Here is a 25,947-nt window from a genome sequence, read left to right as displayed (position 1 = left end):
GATGATTCTAACGACAATTATACCATCTGCTTGCGTTTCCTCAAAACCCATTCCGCCCCGATCACCGTCAGGAAGAGGACCAGGATTGGCCATGTGTTCCAGAGCGGGATGGGGGGGTCGGTATCGAGGGGAACTTTCTGTGGTTTCGGGAGATCCTTGAGCAGGGTGGCCGTGTTCTCGGGGGTGTAGAACTTGCCGGCCGTGGTCGTTGCCGCGCGGATCAACTCGGCCTCGTTCATCTGCACCCGTTCCATTTCACCGGCCGGGGCATCGACCCGGAAGGTCGCGAGCGGGGCCGGGCCCACGAGGACCGGCGGGGGAAGGAGACGGACCTCATACTCGCCTTCGGAGGCCTGGGCGAGCGCGCCCTCGAACAGGTTGCGGGTGCCCGGTGATTGCTTGAGGGTCAGCTTTCTCGGTCCTTGTCCCTTGCGCTCGATCTGAACGACAACCTCGCCGCGGGTCGGGGCCAGCGCAGGGTTGGGGAACCGGACCCGGATCTGGATCGGTTGATTCCGCTGATAGCGGCGGCGGTCGGTTTCGATCTCGGCCTGCTTCTGGCCGGTGAGCTTGGTTCGCGCCAGGAACCGAATCGTTTGGATCCAGTAGCGGTCGAAGTAGCGATCGCCGCCGCGGAATCGCCAGCGCCAGGTGTCATCGACGGCGCTGAACATGGTTTTGCCCGAGCCCACGAACTGGTAGAGAAAGATCGGGAGCTTCCCATCCGGCCCGATTTGCGTGGGATGCTCGGCAAGTGCCACGGCGGCTGGTTTCTTGCGCGGAGTTTCCATGTACCAGTAGAGCTCAGGGAGGTTTTGCCAGATCTGTGTGCTCGAGGCTTCATCGTCCCCAAATCGGAAGATCGGGCTGGCCCGCCCTTCCCCGGTCAGCTCGGGGCGGAACGCCGTGATCGCGTTCCCGACAGCAGTCGGGTCGCGTGCTTCAGCCAGTTCGATCGGCAGGAGGACCTCCAGCGGGGTCGCCTTGTAGTGCAGCGGGTTGAAGCCGGCCCCGGCCATGAACAGGAGCCCGCCCCCCTTCTCCGTGACGAAATCGGAGAGGTTCTGCATCTGGGAGACGCTCAAGTAGCTTGGGTCAGCGTCCCCTAGCAGGACGACGTCATAGGCGAAGAGATCTTCCTTGGCGGCGGGGAAGGTGGGCAACGCGAACCGGTCTTGCTCGCTGTACTCGGGGTCGGAGGAGATCAAGAGGACGCTCAGGTCGATGGTTTCCTCGCGCTCCAGGTAGTTCTTGAGGTAGCGATACTCGTATCGCGGTTCGCCGTCGACGAGTAAGACCTTGAGCTTCTCCTTGCGGACGTTGATGGTCCGCACGATCCGGTTGTTCTCCGCTTGGAGCTCACGGGGGCGGGGATCGACCTCGAGGGTGTAGGTGACATCCCCGGTCTCCTTGGGCCTGTGGCCGATTTCGACGCGAAGCGGCTGACCGTCGGGGGGAGCCTTGACCCGGATCGATTCGAGTTCGCGTGTCGACTGGGGATCGCTGGAAGTTCGATCGCGCTCTTTCAGGCGGATCACGACCTCCTGGCCGGCGAATCCACGCGACAGTAACTTCGCCTGAAACCGGACCATATCATCAACGAAGACCACTTCGTCAACGAGAAGTTCCGTCAGCTCGAGGTCCCGGGCCGGCTCGGGGTCGCCCAGCCCGATGGTATAAAGCGGTACCCCCTTCCGCGCGGCCAACTCGGCCGCTTTGGCCAGGCCGATACCATCGGTCGTCTGCCCGTCGCTCAGCAACAGGATCGCCGATGGGGGCGCTCCGCGAAGCTCGGTGAGGACTTGCCGAACCCCTTCTCCCAGTTGGGTCTGCCCCCCGATGGCCTCGACCTTGCGAAGCTTCTCGATTGCCGGTTGGACCTCGTCCGCTTTGTCGACCTCGGCGAGCATTCGTGCCGACGAGGAGACGAGGTAGAGTCGGACCTTATTCTGCTTCTGTAACTCGCGGAGGATCTGGGCGTCGTCGCGCTCCAGCCAGGCCTTGGCCACCTCGAGCCGGCTCGGGTCGGCCTTTTTGGTCAGGTCCGTGAGCGCTGTTTTTGTCGAGGGGTTGGCATACTGGTCGGCGACATGGGTGCTCGCCGAGTCATCCACCATCACGACAAAATAAGGTAACCCGGTCCGCTCGACCGAGAGGACCGCTTCGGAGAGCATGAACAAGGTCAGCAGGACGAGGGTGATCCTGAGCGTGGCGAGCCCCATCTTGTAGAGGAACGAGGCGTTCCCCTCTCGGCGATAGAGCCAGACGATCAGGGCCACGGTGGCGAGGACGATGAAGATGCAGACAGCCTGCGGCCAGGGCTGCTCGAAGCGGATCTGGGGAACGATCGCCTCTCCGGCCCGCGCGGGCTCGACTCCAAGTCGGTCGGCGATTTTGAGCAGCAGCCACTCGATCACGGTCAACCGTCCTCACGCTCGGGATGCATGGTGTCCGAAAATCCAGGCCAAGACCGACTCGAGGAGAAGGAGCACCAAGACCCCGTAAAGGAAAGGGCGATGAAGCTCCCCGCGCCGGCTCACAGCACCGGCGTTACTCGAGAGTTCCTTCCAGTTCGTCAGATAGGCAAAATTCCAGCCGGGCACCGCGGCCGCCAGACCGGCGCGATCGAGCTTGGCCGGGTCGCTCTCCGCCGGGTTCGGGTTGGCCGTGAACAGGCTCTCCACCGCCAAAGGGGGGCCAACCTTCACTTGGTAAGGGCCCGAGATCTCCGTGTCTTCAAAGTGGAACTGGCTGACTCCTCCCTCGGCCCGGAGCTTGGTCGTAAGGCTCCGTTTGTCCGGGGTGAGGACGGTCACGGCGGCCGAGGCCCCGCTGGCCGGCAGCGATTGCGCGAGCGGTTGCCCGACCTGGACGTTCCGCTCGGCGAGCCGTCCGGCCGCGGCCTCCAGCACGATCTTCTCCATCACGGGGGGATAGCTCGGGTGCACCGGCCAGTTCGTCCACCCCGAATCGGCCGAGGTGGCCACCTGAATGACCGTGCCGCGATACCTGGGGATCTCGATCACGGCCGGGTCGCCGTTCTCGAACGCCAACGCGATCTTGGCCCGCGACCCCTTGGGAAGCGTCAGCTTGTGGAACTCGTAGATTCTCGTCCCGGTCAGGCTGGCCTGGACCGTCTCCGGTTCGTTGGCAAACTCTTCGATGATCGGGTGGCGGTAGCCAAGCGGCAGGAATCCGAACGCCGACTCGTTCTTCTTGGCGGCGTCGCCCACGTTCGCCCCGATCGCGGCCGGCAGAAGCCCCTTGCCGTCGGCATAGAGGAGCCGGTTGTAGTTCTCGGGGACGACCTGGTCGCCTCCAAACACAACGACGCCTCCCCCTTGCTTCAGGTAGTCATCGAGTGAGTTGACCTCCGACTCGGTGAACTGGGCGATGTTACAGAGGACGACCGTGTCAAAAGCGGCCAGCTCGAGGCGGGAAAGCTGGGACTCGGAGACGACCGTCGTCCGGATCATGCTCGGCGTCCCGGTCGAATCGGAGGCTGGGTTCAGTGCCGCGGCCAAAAAGTCGGTCTCGGCCTCGAACGGCTCGGGCTTGAAATGGCCGTCCACGAGCAGGACGTTGAGGAATTCGCGCACCGGCACGGCTTGCCAACGGTGGTTGTCGAGTGGGAGCGGGTCGTCGTCAATCTGAACTTCGACGTCGTGGTCGCCGGGCGTGCCGAACGTGTGCCGGAAGACCACGGCCTGGTCTTCGCCCACCGGCAGGTCAACGCTCTCCTCGGGGCCGAGCCGACCGTCGACGATCAGGCGAACGTGCACCCCTTCAGACTTTTCCGGCCCGAAGTTCCGGACGACTGCGCGGATCAAGCTCGAGGTCCCCGAGGTCACGAGCGGGGGCGTGACTCCCAGTTCGGTCACGGCCCGGTTGGCGCCTCCGGCTTTTCCCAGGTCGATCACGACTGAGCGGGTCTGCCGTTTCGAGAGGTTGGCGACGGCACGCTTGAGTCCTTCGTCCTTGTCTCCCTCGGGTTTACGCCAGCTCGCGGTCTGGAGGTCCGTGAGGAAGACGACCTCTTTCTGAGCGATCGGCGAGGCCTCGAGGACGCGGTCGATCGCGGCGAAGCTCGCGGCCAGGTCGGTTCCGCCGTGGGGGAGCGTGATTCCTTCGATCTCTTTGAGGACCTCGGAGTGGTTTGGGGACGGGTCCTTGATGAAGATCCGAGGAGGATCGGCCATGAGGACCACGCTGACGGCATCGCCACGCCTCGTGTCTTTCACCAGTTGTTTGGCCAGCGCCTTGGCTTGTTCCCAACGCGTCGTCTCACCCGTCGAGTACGCCATGCTCAGCGAGCCGTCGAGGACGAGGACATGGTGGGTCCGCTGCCCGGCGATGATCGGTAGCGCCCCCAGGCTTTCGAGGAAAGGCTTGGCCATGGCCGAGACGACCAGCAGGATCACCAGCGTCCGGATCGCCAGCAAGAGCCAATTCTCAATTCGAATTCGCCGTGAGTTCTTCTGCATCGCGGCCAGGAGAAACCGCATCGCCGCCCACGGAATCTCGCGGTATTTCCGCCGGTTCAGGAGGTGGATGATGAGCGGTAGCGACGCCGCGGCCAGGCCCCAGAGCAGTGCGGGATTGGCGAAGTTCAGGGCCAGCACGATCGGGAAGTCCAACGTCGTCTCCTCTTCCTGAACTCGCTGGCGCGGGGGCCTGGGCCTTAGGGCTGGAATCTTACAAAAAAAAACCGCGGACATGGACCGGTACGCCCGGTCGAACTTCACTCTACCGTTTTCGGGCGGCGCGGGAGGCGAGATAAGACGACAGGGCCAGGTCGAGGTCCATATCGGTCCGGATCGGAACGTAGTCGATGTCGATCATCTGACATCCCTTCTTGACCTCGGCCAGGTAGGCACTGATCTCGGCTTGATAGGCCCGACGGAGGGCGTGGGGTTCGGTGAGGATCTCGGGCATCCCCTCCATCCCTTTGAAAAGAGTGGTGTCCCGGAACGGAAAGTCGAGTTCGGCCGGGTCGAGGATGTGAAAGACGATCACTTCGTGGCGGCGATGTCGAAAGTGCCTCAGGCCGGCGACGATCTTGGGGACGTCATCAAAGAGGTCGGAGAAGATGGCGATGACCCCGCGCTTCTTGAATCGTTCCGCCAGGTCGTGGAACACGAGCGAGAGGTCCGACTTCTCCCGCGCGGGGGAGGTGTCCATCAGGTGGATCAGCTCTTTGAGGTGCGACGGTTGCCCGGCCGGCTTGAGGTAGCGGCGGACCATGTCGTCGAACAGAGCGAGGCCGACGGAATCCTGTTGCTGGAGCACCATGTAGCCGAGCGCCGCGGCCACGAATTGCGAATATTGCAATTTCGTGACGTTGTTGCCCGAGGCATAACCCATCGACTCGCTCGTATCGAGAAGCAAGTACAAGAGGAGGTTCGTCTCCTCCTCATACTGCTTCAAATAGAGCTTGTCGGTCTTGGACCAGACCTTCCAATCGACGTGTCGGATGTCGTCCCCGGGCACGTACTCACGGTGCTCGGCGAACTCCACCGAGAAGCCGTGATAGGGGCTCGGGTGCATGCCTGCAACGTAGCCCTCGACCACCAGGCGTGCCTGGAGGTCGAGGCCTTCGAGGCTAGCTAGCGTTTGCGGATTTAAATATTTTTGGGAGTTTTCCACTTTGCTCAGCCTCGTGCTCGTCGATCGGGGCGGCCTTGATCAGTCGCTTGACGATGTCGTCGGGCTTGAGGCCTTCGGCCTCGGCGTTGAAGTTCGTGACGATCCGGTGCCGAAGCACGGGCCCCGCGACCGCGCGGATGTCTTCGGTTGACACATAGTAACGTCCGTAGAGCACCGCGCGGGCCTTGGCCGCCAACACGAGGAATTGGCTGGCCCGCGGGCCGGCTCCCCAGCTCACGTAGTCGCGGACGAAGTCGGGAACGTCCCCCTTCTCGCGCCGGGTCATCCGGGTAATTTTGACGGCGTAGCGCGAGACGTGGTCGGCCACCGGAACCTTCCTGACAATCTCCTGAAGCTCGAGGATGTCGGCCCCGGAGAGGACCTTGGTCACGTTCGGCTTCTGGAGTGAGGTGGTGAGCCGGACGATCTCGAGTTCTTCGTCCTCGTCGGGATAGTCCACGAGGATATTGAGCATGAACCGGTCGAGCTGGGCCTCGGGCAAGGGGTAGGTCCCTTCTTGCTCGATCGGGTTCTGCGTCGCGAGGACGAAGAAGGGGTCCGGCAGCCGGTGTCGATCGCCCCCCACGGTCACCTGACGCTCTTGCATCGCTTCCAGGAGCGCGGCCTGGGTTTTTGGAGGGGTGCGGTTGATTTCGTCGGCGAGCACGATGTTGGCGAAGATCGGACCGCGGAGGAACTTGAACTGGCGAACGCCCGTCGCCTTGTCTTCCTGGATCACTTCCGTTCCCGTGATGTCCGACGGCATCAGGTCGGGGGTGAATTGGATTCGGTTGTAGCTCAGGTTGAGCGCATCGGCGAGCGTGTGGATCATCAGGGTCTTGGCCAGGCCGGGAACCCCGATCAGCAGGCAGTGGCCGCGGGCGAAGATGCCGATGAGCAGTTCTTCGAGGACCGCTTGCTGGCCGACGATGACCTTGCCCATCTCGCTCTTGAGCTTGTCGAACGCGTCTTTGAGTCGCTCGACTGCGGCGAGGTCGTCGTTCTGGAGTGGTTGGGTTGTCGGTTCGTCGCTCACGCCTGGAACTCCCTGGGACGGATTCGGCGGCTCGGCCGGTTCGATCATTTCAAAGACAGCGGCGAGACTTGTTGGCCAGTCCCCATTATTTTTTTTGGCAAGGCGGGACTGCGTCCATCGGACTTACTTACTGACGATCTCCGAGCGCCCAGAAGCCCTCGTGGGTCGCTACCATCACCCCTTTCGCGGCGAGGCGTACGGTCACGTCGGAGGTGGACGCCGGAAAGAGCACTCGTTGCACCAAGGTCCCCGTGTCGCGACGGCGGAAGATAAGCGGCAACCCCTCGCCATCTCCGGGCGTGGAAGTCGGGAAGAGAGGAAAGGCTAACACGCAACGCTCGGTCAACGCGAGAGCCCAATCCGAGTCCGCCCCCGTCAAATGACTGGACCACACCAGGCGACCGTCTTTGAGCGAAAGCGCATTGAGGGTTCGGTCGCTCGCCCAATAGAAGCGCTGGCTGTCGGCCAGCGTGGCATCGGTCCGCTCGCTCAGGTCTTCCGCGCCGAGCGGATGAGACCAACGCTTCTCACCTGTGGCTGGGTCGAGGCGGATCAACTCGGTCCCCTCGTGAATCACGAGCAAAACTTCCGCGTTGCCGAGCAGGCGAGGCGAACCGTTTTTGGGAAGTTTGTCGCTCTCGCGAAAGACCCAAGAATCCATCCCCTTACGGATGTCAAACAGGGCGATCGTCCGTCGGTCGGGCACGAGCGCGATATGATCGTCGTCGATCGGCAGCGGAGTTCGAAGCCAGGCTTCGGAGCTCGCGTGGGGAAACTCGGATTTGCGCCGGCCCCCCTCGGTCTCGAGGACGAGAATCGAGTTCGGCTTCAAGACCTGGAGCACGATCTGCCGTGGCCCGAACAAGGCGAGCGGATTGAGTTTCCCCGCGCCCGGCGCGTACGACCAGTCGATGAGCCCGGTGTCGCCGTCCAGGGCCCGGAGCTCGAGGGTTTCCCCTTCCTGCAAGAGCTCGCGAGTTCCTCGGAAACAGAACAAGCGGTTGCCGACAATCTGAAATCCGTGTAACAGGGCCGAGGCGGAGTTCTCCGGATTGGTATCAACCTCGGGTTTGGCAAACGGGTGCGGCCCCAACTTCGCCTGAGGTGCCCCGCCGATCTCGTGAGTCCACTCGGCCGTCCCTTTCTCCAGGCTCAGCGCCACGAGGCGCGTCGTCGTGGCCGCGACGACTTTGTCAGCCAGATAGCCCACCCAGACTGGAGCACCGCCAAGGTCGGCCGACCAGAGCGAGGCCCCCGAGTTGGGGTCGACCGAGGCGAGTTCCGTGCCCCGGACCAGGAAGATCCGGTTGGCGATGGCCGACGGAGGGACGCCTTCGGCGCTGAGGGGCTTGGCCTGGTCCGGGAGTGTCCGACTCCAGCGGCGAACCAGGGGGATCGGCAGGTTCGGCTCCGCGCGATCGGCCGCCATTTGCGCAAAGGGCTCGCGTGCGAGTCGCTCGACGACGAGGTCGCCGAGCCTCGAGGCGGTTCCGACCTCGTCGATTCGAAGGTTGCCAAAGCGTGTCATCGCTTCGACGTACGTGTCGCGCGAAGGGACCCAGAGCCGTTGCACTTCGTAGGCATGGGCCAATCCCCACAAGGCCCGCGCTCGCAGTTCATCGGTGGGCGAGCTCGTGAGCAGTCGTTTATAGGCGTGAGCGGCATCGGCCGGCCGTTGCAGCGAGTCGCAAAGCCGCCCCAGCGCCAGCAAGGCTTCGGGAGCCACCTGCGCAACCGGGTAGCTCCGACCGACCTCCTCCAAGAGGCGCGGACTCTTCTGTTCTCGCCCCTTTTCCAGCAGTTTACGAGCTTCTTCGTCGTATTCGGCATAGAGGGAGCGGCCGTGCTCGCGAATCAGTGTCGCCAACCGATCACCGATCAGCAGGTCGGCGCGAATCGTTCGGTGGCCGTCATCCGCGGCGAGGTTCAGGAGCCGCATCGGCTCCTCCTCGAGTAACCCTTGGAGGATTCTCACGGCCTCGCCTGGCGTGCCTCGTGCGACCTCGACTTCGGCCAGTTTGAGCCGAGCGGTAAGGCGGTCGCGGTCGACCCGTGCGGCCTGAGCGGCCGCCCCGAACCGGGTGGCACCTTGATCCCACTCTTTCGCGGTCGTCGCTTTCTTCCCCAGCTTCATCAGTAGGCGATATTGATGATCGCGCGTGGCGTCGGACAGAGACACACCGTCCATCGTCTCGGAGGGACGGGCCTTCTTCAAGGTCATCACGAACGACTCGATTGCCAGTTCATCCTGGTTCGTGGCCTCCGCGGCCTGGGCCAGGCGAAAGTAGTTTCCCGCCTGGTCGGGCGCTCGTGCGATCGCATCGCGATAGCGTTGGATCAGCCGGCTGTTCTGGCAGAAGGCGACCAGCGCGTCGGCCTGGGCCACGATCAGATAGCCGTCGCCGACAGCGAGGTTACCGCCGGTGGTACGGAACGATTCCTGGAGTTTGATCGAGGGATCGGCCCGGAGTCCGCTCGCCTGGTCGAGGATATGGATCTCGTTCTTTGTGGGCCAGTAGATCCGATCGCCTGCCAGAACGCCTCGGCCGTATCCTTCGTAGCCGTGGCCGCCGTCGGGCCAGGTGTTCAGGAGTTTCCCGGTCTTGACGTCGAAGAGCAAGACGCGATCCCCGGTTGCGATGAGGCGGCCCTTGGCGACGCCCAGCAGGTGGGCCAACTTGACGCCGTTCGGCAGAGCTTCACTTCTCCAGACGAGCCGTCCGCTGGCTGCGTCAAAGGCATAGATGCAGACGGAGTCGTCGGGAGCCACGATCACCAGGCCGTCATGGACGATCGCCGGGTTGAGGTCGCGTTCGTTCTTCGCTCCCCCTTCCGCGAGGTCTTGCCGGGGATAGGTGGCCACCCAGCAAATCCCGCCCGTCTCCGCGTCGAGTGCGACCACCGCGCCGAGGTTGGTTTGGTAGTAGATGGTGGGCCCGTCGAGGGTGAGCAGGCGATGGCCGAAGTCGTGCGACATGGAGGCCATCCCGAAGCCCATCCCCCCCATGCCGAAGGGCATCATATTGTCGCCGTCGGGCGAGGCCGCCCCGAGATAGCGGACCCAGCGAGTGCTGCCGCTCTCGGCATCCAGGCATGCCACGTAGGTTGAGATCTGCTCGCGCCGGTCGGTCATGGCGACATACACATTGCGCGCGTCGGCGACCGGGGTGCCCTCGAACCCGGTTCGATTGGTGCCGTCGGCGGGCCGCCGCGGAAAGTCGACCTCGCTGGCCAGCGCCGACCAGAGCACCTTTCCTTCGGTCTTTCGGTCGAGCGCGACGATCCGGCTCGACGTTGGAGGGACCGATCGTCCCTGGTAGACCGGATTGGCCGGTCCGAGTCGGGCATAGATCCGATCACCGAAAGTGGTCAACGTATACCGAGGAACCGTGGAGTTCGGCGCGGATGCGATCGCGGCGGTCTCCTGATTATCCGGGGGAGCCTCCCAGACCGGATTGACCGTCATCGAAGGACTTCCCGCCGGACCTTCGGGGCGATCGTTCAGGTTGTATGCCATCACCTTACTCTCCGTACCGACGATCACCTGGTCTCCCAGGACAATCGGGTGGTACGAGAGCAGTCGATTGTCGGCCACCTTCATTGCGCCGCTCACTCCCCCTCGGGGACCGAACGGGTTCATGGGCGCCCGCCTGGTGAGGTCGAACGTCGGGAGCGGAACTTGCCATTGAAGCGAACCGACGTCGATCGCGCCTGGCATCACCTTGGTCCGTGTCGGCGAGCCCGCGAACGTCGGCCACCGACCGTCAGGCTGGGCTGGGGGAGCAAGCTGGTCCGATCGCAGGGCGGCCACGAGCGTTTTCAGGTAAGGGCCAGTCCGTCCGGCCAGGGAACCGGTGGCGTCGGGGTACGACTTGGCAAAGCTCGCGAGCGCGGCTTGGTCCGGCACGGCTTCGCCGAGCGCGGCCCTGCACAGGAGCTTCTTGGCCGCGACCCGCGCCTGGTCCACGCTTGGATCGGGGTAGATCAAGCCGGAGCGGTCGTCCGTCGAGTCGGGAACGATCTGTTTATAGAGTGCGATTGCCTCTTCGAACCGCCCGTCCTGGAACGCGAGGTCTCCAAGCAGGTCGAGCGCATCGTCACCCCAGGTGCTGCAAAAGGCCTGTTCGACGATCCGTCGAAGTGACGCGCGATCTCGTTCGTCGTGTCCCAGCCGATACCAACGTTCCGCCTGGGAATCGACCCGCCGGCGGTAAATCGCCAGCGCCTCGGCGGGTAGCGTCGCGAGGCGACGTTGGCAGAAGTGGCGAAGGTCGACGTAGAGGACTGATTCGCCCGTGCGATCGCTGGCCGCGTCATCATTCGGCAGCTTGGCGACTTTATCGCCGTACTGCTGAATCACACGCTGATAGATATCGATCGCCTCGGCCCACTGCCCGTCCCGGGCATGGCTCGACGCGTTGCGGAGCAGAGCATCCGCCGTGTCGCTGAAGTCGGGATAAAACTTCGTCGCCGTGCGATTCGGTCCCTGGGCCAGGGTCGGACAAGGCGCGAGAAGTGGGAGAAAACCTGCAGCGATCAGGAGAGCGAAACGACCTGCCCGATCCGACCGAGACTTCGTCATGAGCGGACCCTCCGTGCCCGATCGTCCGGGGTGGACGTCGATCGAACAGGGGATAGCGGACTTCACGCGAGGACCAGGAATCAGAAAGCGGATACCCGCTTGACTCCGTCATCACCATTCACGGGTGCAAACGGTAGAGCCGTGTACTTTCCATCGACCCTCGGAGCCTTCCTGTTCGCGAAGAATTGACCCGATTATCGCATGCGCTGCGACCTCGAAATCGATCATCTATTCGACACCAGGAACGACGTCTTTTGCAACAGCAAATCAAATACCGCGACGGGTCATACTCCCGGTTGACGCCTCAGCGCGGTTCCGGTAGACGCTCCGCGATCAGTAATATGCCTTAATTGTAGGAGGCGTTGCTGGAAAAGCATGCAAAAATAAGCTCAGGGTCGGTGCTGCATGACGTAGCCGACGTAAAAAACGAGGGCCCCACCGGCTGCGATCAGGAGGGACTGCCCCAATCCGATTCTGTCCACTAACTCAGAGGCGATTCCAAACGGGAGGATGAGCAAGCCGAGGAATTGGAGCCCGCGGCCGAGGCGTTGGCGCGTCATTGGGGAGAGTCCGCATCCTCGTTGTGGAAGGGGAAGGAAGTTGGGAAGGGCCTTGGTCGGGTGAACCGACGGCAAGGCCCTTGGGTGAATCCATCCACGATTACGGCTTGATTTTCTTGGGGTCGAGCTTGACGTCACCGAGATCGACGGTGGCATCGGCTTTGACTTCAACGGGAACACCAACGGCAAAGCCAGGGGTCACGTACCCTGCCTTCTCCTGCCAGACGACTACGTTTTGCTTCCCGGCGGGGACGCCCTTGATCTCGAACGAGCCGTCTTCCCCGGTGACCGCGAAGAAGGGGTGATCGAACACCATGAGATAGCCGGTCATCCAGGGATGGAGGTCGCAGCCCACGGCAATCGGACGCTTCTCCACCGAGAATTTCTTCTCAACCTCGCTCTTGGCGGGCATCATCTGGTTGAAGCCGCCGTTGGCGAAGCCGGCGTAGCGCAGGTTATGGCTCGTGGGGTCGCTCGACTTGAAAATGACCGTCTGGTCGGTCGTCACGGCGACGTTGTGGGGGACGAATCGGCAGTTCACCTGGTCGACGACCACTTCGGGCGCCTTGGTTGCAATCGCCTTCAGGGCTTCCGGATTCTTACCGTTCGGTTTGGCCAGGTAAGCGAATCCGAATTGAATTCCCTTGGTCTTGGGATCCACGACGAATTTGTCGTCGAGAATGGCCTCATCTTTCGCACAGACCTGGCCATCTTTTTGAGCCTGGCCCTTCTCCTGAAGCACGATGCGAGGGGGAGCACTGGCCGCGTCCAGGACCAATCGGCCCTTGATGGTTCCGTAACCGGCTTGGGTGGGGAGCTGAGCGGCGAGAAGACCGACCGGGACGGCCGCCTGCGTGGGCGAGGCGGACACCGTGAGGAGAGTCAGAGCCGCCAGAGTTCCAGCAGCCCGAGCGGCGGCCGCGGAAAGCCATCGTGTCGCGAATTTCATTGCGATCGACCCTTTTGTGCAGTGATTGTTGGCGCTGGGTGGGGGCGTGGCCAATGCCGCGCCTGTACGGCGGATTGTGAATTTTATCAATTCAAGTGCGGCGAGGGTATCCCCTCAATGACCGAGGGCCGCAGTTCCTGAATGAACAGGAGCGGCGGCCCTCGCGATCAGCTCGGTGGCGGTCACTGAATTTCGTGACCCTGACGCTTTATTCCGGCCGAATCTTGCCGGCGTCGATCTTGAGTTCGAGCGTACCGGAGCCGTTCGCGGCGATGGTCACCGCTTGCCCCGAGGGCGGGGTCACGAAGCCGCTGCCGGTGACGGCCTCTTGCCAGACGACGACCTTCTGAGTGCCGGCGGGGACGTTCTTGATCTCGAAGTTCCCCTTTTCATCGGTCACCGCGAAGTAAGGGCTGTCCGTGACCATCCAGTACGCCTTCATCCATTGATGGATATCGCAGACGACTTCGCCGGGGGTTTTCTCGCCCCCTTGGGTCAGGAACGGCAACTCGCTCGAGGGAGGAACGTTCGGGTTGGTCCCGTTGTTCTTGAGCTTGGAATTCACGTTGTGATTCACCGGATCGCTGTTTTTCAGCAGAATCTTGGCGCCGGTCATTGCGGCGAGCACATGGGGCTCGAAGATGCAATTTTTCTGGTCAAATACGATTTCCGCGGTGGCAGCGGCACTCTTGGCCTCGGGGTTCACCGCGGTCGGCTTGGGGATGTAGACCAGGACGTTCTTGACCCCCTTGGAGCCGGAATCGACGATCAGACGCTCCGTCTTGATCGGTTGATCCTTGGCGCAGATCTCGGGATCCTTGAGAGCCTTCCCCTTCTCAACGAGGTCCTTCGGCGCAGGCGGTGTGCCCTCGAAAGTGATCACTCCCTTGAGCGTGCCCCATCCTTCCGCCTTGACATTCTCGGCCAGGGCCGGGGACGTCGGCGAGGCCGTTGTCGCGGCCGCGGGGGCCGGGGCGGTGCCGTCAGCGGTGGGAGCGGCGGTGGGGGCGGCGACGGTCGAGTCGGGAATGACGATCGAGTCATCCGCCTCCGGTCCCTTGCCACCACACCCAGAGATCGTCAACAGGAGGGCGCCTGCGAGACTGAGGCCGGCTATGTACGAAGGGCGGGTCCAAGCGTGTGACATTGGGAAAACTCCTGGTGCGTGGGGATGAGATGGGGCAAGTCGCGCTGGCTGGTAGGGACAGACCGATGCGACGGGCCCCTTTGGAGGCTCTGATTCAAGGCGTTTGACCCCTCGGTGGGCCTGCTTGGAAGCAGGTTTCCCGCCGAGGGGTCGCGTGGGGACGACGAAGGAAACGCCAGCTCCGTCAACGAACGGAGTCGTTACTCGGATGCCCCCGGTTTGGGTGCCGGTGCGGCGGGCTTCGTTGCGCCTGCCTTGGCGTTGGTGGCCAGTTGCTGTTCGACGGCGTTCACGTAGTTGAGCAGGGTATCACGGATTGCCATGACCATGGCGGTCGGCTTGTCCGCGAACGTGTTGGGAACAAAGGGGGGCGGCGGTCCGTGCGGTGGGACGTTCTGAGGCATGGCCGTGTACGGCACCAGCCGCTTCGGATTCGCCAGCCACTCTCCAAGATAGCCCGGTCGGAATCGCGGCCCGACCTGACGAAGGTCGGGGCCGTTGACCACCTCCGCTCCGCCGGTCGGCTTGAACTGGCCGAGCGAATGGCACTGGATGCAGGCCCCCTTGGCCATCAGGTCCCAGCCGGCCCCCAGGTAGTCAGGATGCTCGGACTCGAGCTTGGCCAGATAGGCCTGCTCACGTTCGGCGATCGGCTGGTAGGGGAATTCCGCTCCGTCACGCGCTGCGAAGTAGTTGGCCAGGCCGGCCGTTTCTCCGGCGGCGAGTGCCTCCGACTTGCCGAAGTGGAACTTGGGCATCCGCAAGTTGGCCGCGGGTCGAATGGCGTACGGGTCCTTCAGGAACGAGGTCAACCAGGGGGTTTGCACCTTCAAACCTTCGCGGAGCAACGGTGGGGGGAGTCGATTCCAGAAGGTGGCGAAATCGCTCCCGGTCTTCTCCGCCTGGTAGCCCGCATAGAGCCAGGCGAAGTTCCCCCCTTCGGCCTCGGTCTTGGTGACCTTGGTCTGGTCGAGCGTGAGGTTGTCGCCAACCTGGAAGGTGAACCCGCGAATCGTCACGGGCTTCCAGAGCTGTACGGTCAACTCATCTTCGAAGACGCCGATGGGCATCCCCTCGATGGTCACCCCTTGGCCGTCGTACGGCTTCAACTCGGGGGGCGTCTTGGGGTCGTAGGTGAGGCCGGCGGCGAACTCCTTGAGGTAGTCGTTCGCTCGGGCGTTATACGAGACCTTCACGTTCGTGGCCAGGTCGGTGAACGCGGCTTCGAGCGGCTTGCCCGCGGCCACCGTGTACTTCGGCATGTCGACAACGTGGCAGCCGGTGCAGTTGAACCGGTTGAGGAGCTTGGTTCCCTGCGCCACGGCGAGCTGCGATGGTCCGTAGTGGGAATCCGGCAGGTACTTGCTGGCGATTTTCTCGCCGGTCAAGCCGAGCACGAACGTCATCACCTCCTCGACGGCCTCCGGCTTATCCGCCCAGGCGAACTGGGGCATCCGCAGGCGTTCGTCCCAGGACTTGATGTCCTCGTTCGTTTTCGCGAAGTCGTAGCTCCGCGGCCGGTGCAATTTCTGATAGAGGAAGCCGGCCCGGGTGTGGTCTTCGAGCTGTTCCTGGTAGTACGGGTCGGTGCCGTCGCGCGCCTTATCCTGGTCTTCGTTCTTATCGATGAGGTATTCGGCGATATGGCCGTAGTCGAGCTTCGTCGGGCTCTTGGTTCCCCAGCCGTTGAGCGGCGTGCCGATCGGCTTGGCGTTCTCAAACCCGTTGATGGTATGACAGCCGAAGCAGCCGAGGCGGGAGATCGTCTTCTCGCCGAGGAACATCAGCTTGTCTTCCTGCGAGAGCGAGGTGGAGACGAACGTGTCCACTTCGCTCAACGGGACGGATTCAAGCTTGCCGTTACGCTTGTAGCCCCCCTTGGAAACATAGAGCCTGACCAACTCGTCAAGGCCTTCCTTGACGGTCGCCGAATCGGCGGCCGGGACGTCGACCAGGACGGGCCACTCACCCGGGACCGAGAGGATCCAGGCGGCGATATTCGCCGAATCTTCCATCGAGAGCTGCAAGTCGGGCATCAGGCTCTTGGGATGGTAGGACTCGGGTGACTTGATCCAGTTGGCCAGCCACTTGTACCCCTCGGCGTGCGACTTGAACTTGGCCGAGATGTTCGACAGGTTCGGTCCGTAGTCGGCCTTCGCATAGTTGCGAACCGACTCGGGGAAGCCGCTTGGGTCGAGGGTGGCTGCCGTGTCGGGCTTGTACTTCGGGTTGATCTGGCCTCGATCGGCGCGCTGAATCTCCCCATTGCCGTAGGGGCGATGCGAGTGGCAGGCCAGGCAGCCCTTCTGGAGGAACAGTTCCTTCCCCTTCGCGGGATCGCTCTTGGCTGGGGGCTCGACAAAGTCGGCCGGCGGCTTGCTGGTGGCGAAGAGGTAATGGGTGATCGCCTGAATTTCCGCGTCGTTCTTCGGCGCGTCGGCGGGCGAGTCATTGTTCGACACCCCATAGAACCGGGGCATTCTCGAGTCGGGTCGGAACGCGTGAGGGTTCTTGATCCACTTCGCCGTCCAGTCTCGCGAGACCTTCGAGGCGAGATGGGAAAGATTCGGCCCCACCTGCCGTTCGTCGGTCAGGTCCGGTCCGAACGACCCTTCACCGCCGATGGTATGGCAGCCGGTGCAGCCGAACTTGGTGACGCGTTCGAACCCAGCCTGGAGCTTCTTCGCCTGGGGAACGTCGGTGACCTGGTGGTGGCACTTCAAGCAACTCGATTCGATGAACCGGGAGGGGAGCATGGGCTCATCCCAGTGATGAATCTCGTGCCAGTTGTTTTTGTGCTCCCACTCTTCCTTTTGTTTGAGGTCGTTTGGGGTGTGGGACGCAAAAGTGAAGTCCGTTCCCGACCCCTGCCCGCCGTGGCAGATCGTGCACCCGAAGGTATTGATTTTGTGCGGTCCGTTACCGTCGAGGTAGAGCCCGGCCTTGACCACGTTCCCCCGAGGGTCGAGCGCCGTCGCGCCATCGGTCAGGTGGGGGTGGGCCGCGAAAACCGTTTTCATCTTCTTGCCGTGGGCGTCGGTCTCATAGCCGAGCCGGTCGATCCCTTGGTGGCAGGTCGTGCAGCGGTCGTAGCGAGGCACATCCTTGAAGTTGTAGTTGATCGTCAGGTCAGGCAGGCTGATCTGCTGGATTTTCTCCGGGGGCATCAAGTCGATACCCGGCAGGCTCCGGAACCAGGCTTTCAGGCCGAAATACTGCTCTTCCTTCTGTTTGATCGTTCGCTTGACTCGGTCGGCGTCGCGTGTGAGGGCCTCGAGCTGCTTTTTAAGGTCATCAACGTGTCCGAGCAGATCCTCTTTCTTCGCTTTCAGCTCGTTTTCTTGCTTCTCGACCTTCTCGAGATCCTCGGACAACGTCTGCAATTTCCGTTCGCACTCGACAATGATCGTGTCGCGATAAATCCGCGCTTCCCGCTTCTCGTCGCGGTCGATCATCCCGTCATAGAGGCTGCGGACGCTGTCGAGTTCCGCCTTCTGGAACCGCTTGGCGGTATCGAGCCGTTCTCTCTGGCCACCCACTCGGGAAAGCTCGGCGTCGACCTTCCGGATCTCCGAGGCATTCTTGTATTCGAACTGTTCCGCCTCGGTGATCTGAGTTTTGAGCTGATCGATCTTCGTCTGATATTTTTCCGCCTGCTGGCGGTCTTTTTCTTTCTCAGAGACCCTGAGCTTAGCCTCCTCGATCCGGTGAAACTCGCGCTGGACGTTCTTCCAGGGTCGGAGGTGGTCAGCCATGATCATCCAGACGATGACAAGCGTCATTGCGATTGACGAGATCGCAAAGACGATGTGCAAGGTCGGTTGACTGCGGTAAGTTTCCTCTGTTGCGGGCATGGGCGTCCATCCTGCGCGGGTCCGGGTGGCTCGGCTTCACCCGATCCCGGTTGTTTTAGATGTTGAAGAAGTATTCCGGGATGGCGATCAAGTATTTCAGGTTGATGGTCCAGCGAAGGACCATCTTGAGCGGCAGGCTGGCCATGAACAGCAACAAGAGCGTCAGGACGCTAAAGCGAAGCCAGCCCCCTTGGGCGATGATCTTCTTGAAGAAGGAAATCTTCGTCAGGATCAAGGGGACGACCGCGAAGTAGGCCGCCACGATCAAGCCGCCCGGAAACTCCCGGACCAGGATGTTCGTCGGTTTCGTCTGACCCAGGATTTGCACCCAGACGATGTCCGACAGGTTGACGTTGTTCAGTGGGATAACCTTGTGCAAATCCCAGTATTCGTAGGGGCCGAAGAAGTTCCAGTTGGGACCGCGCAGGAAGGTCCCCAGCAGGATCAGGATCACCCAGAGCACGAGGAATCCGTACTGGAACGTGATGTACGCGAACTTTCGCTGGCTGATCGTGTAGTAGCCGTTGCCCGTCTTGTTCGTGTCGATGTAAGGCATCGCCATCAAGCCGACGACGATCATGCTCGGCAGGACTACGCCGGCCATCCAGGGGTCGAAGTAGACGAGCATTTCCTGAAGCCCGAGGAAGTACCAGGGGGCCTTCGACGGGTTGGGAGCCACGGTCGAGCTCGCCGGCTGTTCGAGCGGCGCTTGGAGCGCAATCGCCCAAACCACCAGGAAGATCGTCTGCCCGACCATCGCGATCAGTTCGGTGTAGACGAGGTCGGGCCAGGTCAGCGTCTTCTCGGGCTCGAGCTCTTCGAGGTTGGGTAACCCGAGGGCCATTCGCGAGTCATTGATGACCGCGCGGCGCAGGCTGAGCCAGGTGAAGAAGCCGACCAGAATCATCAGGCCGACGATCGGAACGTTGTCCGGCTTGGTGACGATGTCCCGGAAGTCGAAGTCGGTCATGCTCAGACCGAAGGCGAGCAAGGACAGGTTGACCAACGCCCAGGCCACGATTCCATTGGCGAGGAGGCGGCGATAGGCGATCATCGCGGCGAAGCCGATCGTGGCCCCGATGAAGAAGGTCGTCGGCCCCGAAACGAAGTTGACGCCATCGCGGAAGAATTGCGGGAGTGAGAACTCGCGTCCGAGAATGTAGACCAGGCCCATGACCTGGAAGATCCCGGCAATCGACCCCCAGATGAGAGTCCAGAGCGTTCGATTCATCGCCTTGCCGAGCCCGACGGCGGGCTGGTGGTCATCAAGGCTGGGAGGGCCAACCTCATCGCCCCGACCGTGCCCCTCGTCCTTCACTTCGCTGAAGTGGGCTGCGTCGGCCGCCGCCGCGATCGCCACCAGGACGTTGGCCAAGGCGCAGAGGCCATACGCGACTCGGGTCGCCTCGGGCAGGTAGGCCCGGCCGAGGATCATCATGGTTGCCAGGCCATAGAGTCCGAAAAAGCTGATCATCAGCCATTCGGGAAGTCGGCGTGTCCGGGGAGCCAGCCCGACGCGCGAGGCCCCCTCCGAGACGATCTCCATATAGGAGACATACGCCGCCGCGGCTGCGTTGAGCATCGCCGCGAGGAGGTAGTACCAGGCGAGCCCGGTCATGACGCCGGGGGTCAGATCCTTATGCATGGTCGTCTTTTCGAATGGTTAGTGGCTCAAAGGACCCGCCCAAGGGATTCGCGGTCACTGACCCCAGGCGGGCGTGTCCCATCGTCACATCGGGCCGCTGATCCCACCATCTTTCCGGACCCGCCAGAAGTGGATCATGATCAGCAGGGAGACCGCCAGCGGAATCGCCACGCAATGGAGTACGTAGAACCGATTCAAGGTCATCTCGCCGACGGTTCGACCACCGAGGAGCGCGAACTTGGCGTCGGAGCCCGAGGTGATCATGCTGACGTTATTCAGCTTGAGAAACGAGGCGCCTGGACCTTCCACGCCAAGCAGTGGCGTGGCCCTTGCCATGTTCGAGCCGACCGTGATGGCCCAGATCGCCAACTGGTCCCAGGGGAGCAAGTAGCCGGTGAAGGAGAGCAAGAGGGTCAGCACCAGCAGGAGGACGCCGACCACCCAGTTGAATTCGCGAGGCGGTTTGTAACTCCCGGTCAGGAAGACCCGGTACATATGGAGCCAGACCGCGATCACCATCGCATGGGCTCCCCAGCGATGGAGTTCCCGGAGGATTCCCAGGGTGGTCACATCGCGGAGTGCGAGAATGTCGTTGTAGGCATGCTCGAGGGTCGGCCGGTAGTAGAACATGAGGAGGACGCCGGTCACCACCTCGACGATGAACAGGAAAAACGTCGTCCCGCCCATGCACCAGGTGTAGCTCAGAGCAATCCCCTGCTTGCGCACGCTGACCGGGTGCAAGTGAAGGAAGAAGTTGGTGAGCATCACGACCACGCGATTGCGGCGGTCGGTGGGCATCGGATGGCGAAAAACGCTCTTCCAGACCTGCGACTCGGTGATGGATTTGGTGATCTTATCAACGATGGCCATGATCGTCCTTTGGTGACGAACGGAACGCGTCCGCCGAGGCGGAGCCGCGGATGCGCAAGTCGTGATTGCTCAGTTTGATCGCGATACGATACGACCCGAAAGCCGGCCTGTCGATGCCCCGCTGGAGACAACCCGAGCCACGCGGTCAGGCCGTGATGTAACTCTCGGGTTCGGACCACTGACCCAACTCTTGCTGATACTTTTGACTCTTGTCGACGATCATCTGGCCGTCGTCGGCCAGGGTGACCTTGAACCGCTCGAGTGGTCGGGGGGCAGGCCCCTCGAAGTTCACGCCCGAGATGTAGAACCCACTGCCGTGGCAAGGGCATTTGAACTTCTGTTCGCCGCCCAACCAGTTGGGGGGACAACCGAGGTGCGTGCAGACCGACTGGAGTGCGTAGACGATGTCTTCGCCGTTATAGCGCGTGGAACGGACGATCCAGAAGCCCCACTCGGCCTTGAATCGCTCGTTCACCTCTTCAGGTTCAAAGGTGGAGGGTAGGCCGACCTTGACGGTGCTCGGCGGTTCCGCCAGCACGTTGGGGAACATGAATCGACCCAGCATCGCCGAGAAGAGAGTGACGCCGGCGGCGAAGGAGGCCCAGCCCAGCACGATCCAGGAGATCGGCCCTGCGACGAAGGCGCGCCGGGTGGTCCCGGCCACGCCGGCCGTGGCTTTGCTCGGTTTGGGGAGGACTGACTGCGGCTTGGTCTCTTTCTGGACTGCGGCCTTGGCCGCCGTCGCCGCTTTGGCCGGAGTGGCCCCTGCCGCTTCGGCCGCCTTGGATGCCGCGAGTGCAGCGGATTCCTTGGCTTTCTTCGCACCCGATTGGCGGAGCGCCTCGGCTAGGTCTTTGGGATCGGTGATCTTGTCGAGCGGCGGAAGCGTCCGCGGCGCGTTGGATTTCGCGGGGGCAGTCGCCGCCGCGGTCGCACCGGCGGGCTTGCCCGCCGCCGGGGTTGCCGCCGAGGCTGTGGGAGTTCCCCCTCCGACGCGAGCAGCCGCGAGCTTTTCTTTGAGCGTCAGGGGACGCCCGAGGGAAGGCGCTGGGGCCGGCACGGCGGGGGACGCCGATGCTGGTTCTGCCGGAGCCTGTTCGGTCACACCCGCCGCAACGACTTCCGCGGCGGCGGCGGCCGGCGGGGCTGCCGCCGCTGGGGGCGCGGAGCCCCCTGCTCGCGCTGCCGCCAGTTTCTCTTTGAGGGTCATCGGCCGGCCTAGCGATGCGGGCGACGGGACGTTCGCCGCTGGGGCAGGCACTGGAGCCGACTCGGCGGCCGGGGCCGTCGACTCGGCGGCTGGAGAATCAGGCGTTTCGGTGGGCGCGGCCGATGCTTCGACCTCGTCGGCCGGCTTGGCCGGCCCCCCCTGCCTTGCCGCCTCCAGCATCTCTTTCACGCTCAGACGTTTCGCCATCGGTCGGTACCAGCCTCTCGATAAACCGCGGCCCCTCGACTCAGAGTGTCGTTTGCGGGAGCACCGGGCGAGATGATCGGATCAAGAGCACGTAGCAAAGCCAATGCCGCGAATCCCCACTCAGAAATAGAGACGTAACAGGCTTCGACAACTGAGGATTCCAGCGAAATCATTTGATCTTGTGTCCGGATGAGGTTCTCAGAAACGAGAATGGCTTCGGGTCTGATTCTCGTTTGCGGGAATCGTCCGGGAAATCCTCGGCTCGCTCTCGCAACCTTTGGGTGCGGACGCACTTCGATCCGAGGAGATCCTTAGCGTAGCAAGGCGGACTCGATGCGGCAACATCGTGGTTTGATGTGGTCCGCTCTTTCCAGGGCCCGGCCTCTTTTTCGCGGTGGAGCGAGGGGGCAAGCACGAGGTCATGCAGAATCAAAGACTTCTAGAGCGCTTGAGATTTCATGAAGTCTTGCGGTCAGATAGGTGCGGATTTCCTCGCTCGTCTTGAGCTGGAGGACTTGGTGAGCGAATCGTTCGGCCTGAGCCGTGGTGACGGAGCTCAGCAGGGCTTTAATCGTCGGCACGAAGGCGGGGCTCATGCTGAACCGGCGCAATCCCATGCCGAAGAGGGCCAGGACGGAACGAGGCTGGCCGGCCATTTCGCCGCAGAGCGTGACCGGAGTTCCGGTGCGCTGGCAGGCGTCGAGGACCATCTGAAGGACCTTGAAGATCGCCGGGCTGAGCGGTTCGCAGAGGTGAGCCACCTTGGGATTGTCGCGGTCGGCGGCGACCAGGTACTGGATCAGGTCGTTCGAGCCGATCGAGATGAAGTCGGTCTCGCGTAGCAGGGCGTCGATGCAGACGGCGGCGGCGGGAACCTCGACCATGACTCCGGTTTTGACGTCCTCTCCGAACGGAACGCCCTCGCGGCGGAGGTTGCGTCGAGTCTCTTCGACGAGCTTGTTGACGTACCTGAGCTCCTCCAGGGTCGTAATCATCGGGAAGAGCATGTTGACTTTGCCATGCCGTCCGGCCCGGAGGATCGCGCGGATCTGCCGCTCGAAGAGCCGCGGGTGCTCGAACGAGAGCCGGATCGACCGCCATCCCATGAACGGATTGGCCTCGCTCCGCCGTCCCAGGTAGGGAACGGTCTTGTCCCCGCCGAGGTCGAGGGTCCGGATCGTCACGGTGCAGTTGGGCGAGTCTTCAATGATCTGGCGGTAGTACTGATACTGTTCCTCTTCGTCGGGAACGTCCTGGTGGGTCAGGAAGAGGTACTCGGTGCGGAACAGGCCAACGCCGGTTGCCCCGACCTTGAGCGCGGCCTGCGTGTCGGCCACGTTGTTGATATTGGCCAGCAATTCGATTTGCGAGCCATCCGCGCTGCGGGCCGGCTGGTCGCGGTTGAGAACGAGCCGGTCTTTGAGGTCAAAGAATTCGCGTTGAAGCTTGCGATAGGCGGCGGTCGTTTCGCGGTCGGGGCGGACCAGGACGAGTCCGTCCCGGCCGTCGACGACCATGAGGTCGCCGGAGCGGACGTCGTTGGTGATTCCAATCACGCCGGAGACGGCCGGGATCCCCCGGCTTCGCGACAGGATCGCGGCGTGGCTCGTCCCCCCCCCGGTCTCGGTCACGATCCCGGCGATCGGCAGGTTGCCCAGACTCATCGCCTGGCTCGGCAGGATCTCATGCGCCACCAGAATCACGGGCTCGTCCCCGTGCCCGTCGACATGGGTGCCGGTCGGCATCAGAGGAGACTGAAGCGTCAGGTGGGAGCCGATCCGCGAGATCACGTCGCGAATGTCGGTCATCCGCTCGCGAAAGTAGTCGTGCTCGATCCGCGCGAACGTGGCAGCGTAACTCTGGAGCACGAGTTGGAGCGCCGACAGCGCCGTGAGCTGTTGCGTCTCGATCAACGAGCGGACCTTGGCCAGAAGCGTCTGGTCATTGACGATCTGGAGGTGGCTCTTGAAGATGTCAGCCTCGCTCCCCCCGAGCTGCTGGGCCACCTTGACCACGATCGCTTCCAACTCGGTGGTCGATAGAACGACCGCGCGATCGAAGCGCTCGATCTCGGCCGGAATACTCTCGGGGTTGTCCAGGCATTGCGGTTCGCTCGATCCGAAGACGGAGTCGAGCCGATAGGCGACGCCGACCACGACTCCGGGACTGACCGCGATACCCTTGTGCATGACAGACTCAGTCCAGATTTCCCAAGCGTTCAAAACCTTCCGGAGACAATTCCGAGAGGTGCAAGTCGTCAACGTGCCTCATTAGGCGGCAGCGTCTGATCGTAAGTTTGGAGTCACCGACATCTCGACGCCGGGTTGGGATCTCCTGAGGAAACCACGGGGGCCCGCTGTAGAGTGGAAGTGATGAGGGCAACTCGACGGAAGTCACACGTGGCAACCGATCGGGTTCACGTACTCTCCAGTCCCCGCTGGCAATTTTCATACCTAAAATCAGCGAATTTATCAAGGCCGACAGTTCTCTTGAATAAGTCGGAACGTTGGGCACGAGAATCTTGAGTCGTGAGTGCGTGCATCGGGTGCATGTCATCAAGACCAGGAATCGGGCGCTGCGGGTTCAGCCTGGTCGACCGGGATTCGGCCGACCGCTCCGCTGATCAGGATGATTGCGGCGAAGCCTCCATAGGCCATTGCCCAATGATAGGGAGTCTGGTTTGCCGAAGCCAAGTCCCGCCCCTCGACTTTGAGTCGCGCCATTGCCACGTGAGGAACGACGATCGGGCCCGACGGCAGCGGGGAGTGGATGATTCCGAACCAGGCCATTGCGCTCGCCACGAGCATTGTGGCGGCAGCCCCCCGGATCCGGCCATCGATCAGGTGGGCGAGGGTCGTTGCCCAGAGCAGGCTGGTCACGATGAACCCTCCTGAGAGGATCGTGACGGTCTGGATCCAGCGCTGCGCTGAGGGGGGGAGGGTGCGGAATTCAAGTGAGGGGAGGACCTGGTTGAGCGTGATCAATGCGAGGTACGCCAGCGCGGGCACGCAGGCAAGCGCGATGGCCGGATAGTGACGGACCGCTGTGGCCCGGAACGATTGTGAGGTGATCTCCAGTCCGACGAAGATCAGAATCGGGAATACGGTGGCCTTGGGAATCAGGTAGAAGAACCAGTCAAAATAACCGAAGATGCCCGCGGCCCCGACAAAAAGGGCAGTCGCCAGGGTATATCCAGACCGGGCTCCCATGGCCTTGTAGGCGGGATGCCCGATATACGGGGTCGATTGGATCACCCCGCCAAAGAGGCCTCCCACGACTGTGGCCAGGCCCTCGGCCGCGACGATCTGGCCGGTCGAGTAGTCGTCACCGGCCGCCGCTGCGCTCTCGGTGCAGTCGATTCCGCCGACCACCGTCGCCAGTGCAAGTGGGATCGCCACGGGAAGGTAGTTCGCCGCCTCGAGCCAGAACTCACTGAGCCAGGCCAGGAACGGGCCGACGGGCAAGGGTAGGACCGCCCGCAAGTGGGTGGAAGGGGGACTCCCCTCCGTGCCTGGCCCGGGGCCGAAACCAAGGGCGTACATGCCATAGTAGATCAGGCAGCCCACGAGAACCGCGGCCAGAGCCCCTGGGAATCGGGCGGGCAACTGCCATCGTGCTGTGAGTGTGACCAGAATGATCGCCAACGACGCGAACCCGACGATCGGCTGAGCGGCGATGTCGATGAGGGGGAGGAAGCTGATGATCACCAGGGCAATGGCTGTCAGCGAGCCGAGCAGGCCCGCGCGGGGGACGACCCGCCGCACCAGGTCGCTCACCAGGGCACAGCCGAGCTTGAAGAGGCCCGAGGCCAGGATCATGGCGATCCCGAGGTACCAGGCGTGATGGGCCGCGTCGATCGGGTCGAGACCCCGCGCGGTCGCGGCACGGTACGAAGGGCCGATGATCAGAAAGACGGTGCCGAATGTGCTGGGAGTGTCAAGTCCCAGCGGCATCGCGGTAACGTCGGAGCGTCCCGTGCGCCTGGCGAGCTGGAAGGCCATCAAGGTATAGATCAGGTCCCCCACCATGACGCCGACGGCCGTGCCTGGAATCATCCGGGTCATGACGAATTCGGCGGGGAGGCCGAACACGCCGACCAGCAACCCGGCCATCAGGATCATGTCGCCGAGGTTATCGAGCGTAAGTCCGAAAAATGCGTTGATATCGCCTCGCGCAGCCCAGCGGTAGCCAAGTTGCGATCGCGCTGCTGTCGAAGGGGATGACACGTTTCGATACGCTCC

14 protein-coding genes are annotated in these 25,947 nt (G+C 62.8%); all 14 read right to left on the bottom strand.

Features of this window, described 5'->3' with window-relative positions:
• Positions 1-17: 17 nt before the first annotated feature.
• The 14 genes from V5E97_RS37625 to V5E97_RS37560 all read right to left on the bottom strand — a co-directional run bounded on the left by V5E97_RS37625 (position 18) and on the right by V5E97_RS37560 (position 25,932).
• A complete protein-coding gene (locus tag V5E97_RS37625; RefSeq protein WP_406696675.1) occupies positions 18-2,417 on the bottom strand; it encodes a VWA domain-containing protein in 2,400 nt (799 codons plus the stop codon).
• A 12-nt stretch (positions 2,418-2,429) separates the two neighbouring features.
• On the bottom strand, positions 2,430-4,637 hold the full coding sequence (locus tag V5E97_RS37620; RefSeq protein WP_406696674.1) for a BatA domain-containing protein: 2,208 nt from the start codon (positions 4,635-4,637) through the stop codon (positions 2,430-2,432).
• Between the two features lie 109 nt (positions 4,638-4,746).
• Positions 4,747-5,646, bottom strand: a complete 900-nt coding sequence (locus tag V5E97_RS37615; protein ID WP_406696673.1) for a DUF58 domain-containing protein — start codon at positions 5,644-5,646, stop codon at positions 4,747-4,749.
• Positions 5,603-6,682: an AAA family ATPase gene (locus tag V5E97_RS37610; RefSeq protein ID WP_406696672.1), complete on the bottom strand. Its 1,080-nt coding sequence runs from the start codon at positions 6,680-6,682 to the stop codon at positions 5,603-5,605. The genes V5E97_RS37615 and V5E97_RS37610 overlap by 44 nt, the downstream gene beginning before the upstream one ends.
• A 127-nt stretch (positions 6,683-6,809) precedes the next feature.
• A complete protein-coding gene (locus V5E97_RS37605; protein WP_406696671.1) occupies positions 6,810-11,264 on the bottom strand; it encodes an outer membrane protein assembly factor BamB family protein in 4,455 nt (1,484 codons plus the stop codon).
• A gap of 389 nt (positions 11,265-11,653) precedes the next feature.
• Entirely contained in the window at positions 11,654-11,824 is a 171-nt protein-coding gene (locus V5E97_RS37600) for a hypothetical protein (protein WP_406696669.1), read from the bottom strand.
• A gap of 100 nt (positions 11,825-11,924) precedes the next feature.
• The gene (locus tag V5E97_RS37595; RefSeq protein WP_406696668.1) at positions 11,925-12,773 is read right to left on the bottom strand and encodes a carboxypeptidase regulatory-like domain-containing protein; all 849 of its coding nucleotides are present in this window, start codon (positions 12,771-12,773) and stop codon (positions 11,925-11,927) included.
• A gap of 208 nt (positions 12,774-12,981) precedes the next feature.
• Positions 12,982-13,920: a hypothetical protein gene (locus tag V5E97_RS37590; protein WP_406696667.1), complete on the bottom strand. Its 939-nt coding sequence runs from the start codon at positions 13,918-13,920 to the stop codon at positions 12,982-12,984.
• Between the two features lie 200 nt (positions 13,921-14,120).
• On the bottom strand, positions 14,121-17,774 hold the full coding sequence (locus V5E97_RS37585) for a c-type cytochrome (RefSeq protein ID WP_406696666.1): 3,654 nt from the start codon (positions 17,772-17,774) through the stop codon (positions 14,121-14,123).
• A 55-nt stretch (positions 17,775-17,829) separates the two neighbouring features.
• On the bottom strand, positions 17,830-19,419 hold the full coding sequence (locus V5E97_RS37580) for a hypothetical protein (protein ID WP_406696665.1): 1,590 nt from the start codon (positions 19,417-19,419) through the stop codon (positions 17,830-17,832).
• An 84-nt stretch (positions 19,420-19,503) separates the two neighbouring features.
• Entirely contained in the window at positions 19,504-20,289 is a 786-nt protein-coding gene (locus V5E97_RS37575; RefSeq protein ID WP_406696664.1) for a cytochrome b N-terminal domain-containing protein, read from the bottom strand.
• A gap of 145 nt (positions 20,290-20,434) precedes the next feature.
• The gene (locus tag V5E97_RS37570; protein WP_406696663.1) at positions 20,435-21,706 is read right to left on the bottom strand and encodes a QcrA and Rieske domain-containing protein; all 1,272 of its coding nucleotides are present in this window, start codon (positions 21,704-21,706) and stop codon (positions 20,435-20,437) included.
• Between the two features lie 419 nt (positions 21,707-22,125).
• The gene (gene ptsP / locus V5E97_RS37565; protein ID WP_406696662.1) at positions 22,126-23,895 is read right to left on the bottom strand and encodes a phosphoenolpyruvate--protein phosphotransferase; all 1,770 of its coding nucleotides are present in this window, start codon (positions 23,893-23,895) and stop codon (positions 22,126-22,128) included.
• A gap of 366 nt (positions 23,896-24,261) precedes the next feature.
• Entirely contained in the window at positions 24,262-25,932 is a 1,671-nt protein-coding gene (locus tag V5E97_RS37560; protein WP_406696661.1) for a SulP family inorganic anion transporter, read from the bottom strand.
• Positions 25,933-25,947: the final 15 nt, after the last annotated feature.

Source organism: Singulisphaera photorubra, from assembly GCF_045290345.1.
Lineage (GTDB): Bacteria > Planctomycetota > Planctomycetia > Isosphaerales > Isosphaeraceae > Singulisphaera.
Note: the sequence above shows the minus strand (reverse complement) of the source record. Positions and strands in the feature narration are given on the sequence as shown.

Coding starts and splice junctions, on each gene's coding strand:
- V5E97_RS37580 (WP_406696665.1), bottom strand. CDS start 19,419: ATGCATAAGGATCTGACCCCCGGCGTCATGACCGGGCTCGCCTGGTAC.
- V5E97_RS37595 (WP_406696668.1), bottom strand. CDS start 12,773: ATGAAATTCGCGACACGATGGCTTTCCGCGGCCGCCGCTCGGGCTGCT.
- ptsP (WP_406696662.1), bottom strand. CDS start 23,895: ATGCACAAGGGTATCGCGGTCAGTCCCGGAGTCGTGGTCGGCGTCGCC.
- V5E97_RS37575 (WP_406696664.1), bottom strand. CDS start 20,289: ATGGCCATCGTTGATAAGATCACCAAATCCATCACCGAGTCGCAGGTC.
- V5E97_RS37600 (WP_406696669.1), bottom strand. CDS start 11,824: ATGACGCGCCAACGCCTCGGCCGCGGGCTCCAATTCCTCGGCTTGCTC.
- V5E97_RS37590 (WP_406696667.1), bottom strand. CDS start 13,920: ATGTCACACGCTTGGACCCGCCCTTCGTACATAGCCGGCCTCAGTCTC.
- V5E97_RS37585 (WP_406696666.1), bottom strand. CDS start 17,774: ATGCCCGCAACAGAGGAAACTTACCGCAGTCAACCGACCTTGCACATC.
- V5E97_RS37605 (WP_406696671.1), bottom strand. CDS start 11,264: ATGACGAAGTCTCGGTCGGATCGGGCAGGTCGTTTCGCTCTCCTGATC.
- V5E97_RS37570 (WP_406696663.1), bottom strand. CDS start 21,706: ATGGCGAAACGTCTGAGCGTGAAAGAGATGCTGGAGGCGGCAAGGCAG.